A 2105-nucleotide genomic window follows, 5' to 3' on the forward strand; every position below is an offset into this window, starting at 1 on the left:
AGCGCTGGCACGGGCGGCGCGCAGGATGACGAGTGGGGCGTCGGCGCGCGGGGTAAACAAGCGAAATAGACACAGCTCACATTTCAGGCAGTGGTTGTCGCAGTGTGACCTGCGGGACAAAGAATCGGCTTAGGGGTTCCGGCAGCACCTTCGTCGGTACAGTTTGTTCCCGAAGGGAAAGGCAAATGGTCAGCAATCTCGCAGGTGGGAGCCCTAACCAGCATGGTTCCGAATCGGGCTCGCAGCTCGGTGCGCTGGAGGCGTATGCCGCACAGGCCCACGGATACCTCAGTGTAGGAACCGAACAGCTGGGTCAGCTGGCGGGTTTGTTGCGCCCGGCGGTGCTGGAATCGTGGCTGCGCAGTCTGCGCGGCGGCGTCGATCCCATGGACGACGGTGACGGTCGCGGCCTGAGAGGCCCTGACCTGCAACGCTATCGGGACAACCATTCGATAGCCGCCGTAATGCCGCTCGTCGACAAACTGCTCCTGCGCGACGCCACCAGCACCGGACTCATTGTGGTGGTGGCCGACCAGTTCGGCCGGGTGCTCTCGGTACACGGCAATCCGGATCGCGTGGCCGCCGCCTCGGACGCCGGATTGCGTGAGGGCAATGACCTTTCCGAACGGCGGGTCGGCACCAATGCGGTCGGCCTGGTGGTGCGCACCGGCCGTGCGGCCTGGATCCACGGCCCGGAACACTTTCTGCACCGCATGCACCAGATCACGGGAGCCGCCGCACCCGTTCATGATCCGGACGGCCGACTGGTCGGCGTACTCATGATCGCGGGTGGGGTGCGGGTGGCGCGGCCGGAGATTCTCGCACTGGTCAAGGCGGCGGCCACCGCCGCGGAGATGGATCTGCTGCTGGCCGCGGTGCGATCCGGGCAGGACCGCTCGGCTCGGCGGATCGGCGGTGGTGCGGACGCGCCCATGCCCGAGCGCCTCGGTCTGGAGGTCATCGGTCTCGGCCAACCGCAGCTGACCGTGGCGGGGGAGCGAGTTCCGTTGTCGCAGCGGCATGCCGAGATCCTGTTGCTGCTCGCCGAGCACGCCGAGGGGCTCAGCGCCGACCATATGGCGCTACTGCTCGACGACGCCGATTTGGACAATGCCACGATTCGCGCGGCGGTCTCACGGCTGCGGTCGGTGGTGGGGTCCAAGGTTTTCGGCTCGCGGCCCTATCGCCTACTGGTTCCCATCGCCACGGATGTGGACGCGTTGCGCGCATCCCTGGATTCCGGTGATGTGGAGACCGCTGTGCGGCTCTATTCCGGCCCGGTTCTGCCCCGTTCGACCGCTCCCGGAGTTATAGACATTCGCGATGAATTGCGCGTCCGACTGCGTACTGCTGTGCTGCGTTCCAGTGAGGCAACGGTGCTGAGTCGATGGACCGCGGGTGCGGAAGGTCGCGACGACGCTGCGGCGTGGGCCGCGTATCGCGCCACGGTCGATCGGGAATCTCCGCTATATGCGCAGATAGAAGCCAAAATTCGCGTTCTCGATCGGCGCCTCGGTGCCGATGCAACGCAGATGCAACGTTTCGGCTCCTAGTCTCCAGATTCGAAAGTGCAGTCAGTCACATCTGACGGCTAATTGTGGCGGTTCCCACATTCGCAGTGGCTGCCACGGTCTCGCGGCGCCCAACTAGACGCTCGTCCAACTTTTTTTCAGGAAAAAGTTCCGTTTTATTCTTTTAGCGCTTAGTCTTCGCAATGCATGGACCGCATCCATGTGACCCAGGTGATAGTGCGGCCGTTTTTTGGACAGTGTCCAGACGACACCGCGTGAAGTTGGAGGAAGAGCTAGAGCAGTAGATCCAGATGCGGGAAGCGCCCGGGCCGAGTCTTGAAGGGCAACAACACGAATTCGGTCCGCCACCGCACCCGCTACCCGGCCGAGATCTGAGGGCAGGAGATCGGAGGCCACGGCCGGGGCGTCCGCAGAGTCGATTTCGAGCGTGGACACCTTTGCACGGTGTCGCGCATTCGTCGCATTCCCATGGTGGTTTCGCGGCTCGGCACCGCTCCACGGTGCTGGAGCCCTATTTGTGCTGCCTGAAAAACGTTCGGCCGCTTGTCTATTCGTCATATCGAGGAGGCTCTG

At 63.8% G+C, this 2105-nt stretch carries 1 protein-coding gene; it reads left to right on the forward strand.

The window, feature by feature from the left end:
- Nucleotides 1-185: 185 nt before the first annotated feature.
- Nucleotides 186-1553 (forward strand): GAF domain-containing protein, encoded by a 1368-nt coding sequence (locus NU1_RS31020; protein WP_067527028.1) that lies wholly within the window; start codon nt 186-188, stop codon nt 1551-1553.
- Nucleotides 1554-2105: the final 552 nt, after the last annotated feature.

The sequence above is a fragment of the Nocardia uniformis NBRC 13702 genome (genome assembly GCF_001613345.1).
Taxonomy (GTDB): domain Bacteria; phylum Actinomycetota; class Actinomycetes; order Mycobacteriales; family Mycobacteriaceae; genus Nocardia; species Nocardia uniformis.

Excerpts from the sequence above, each read along its gene's own strand:
- NU1_RS31020 (WP_067527028.1), top strand. The coding sequence starts at position 186 with ATGGTCAGCAATCTCGCAGGTGGGAGCCCTAACCAGCATGGTTCCGAA.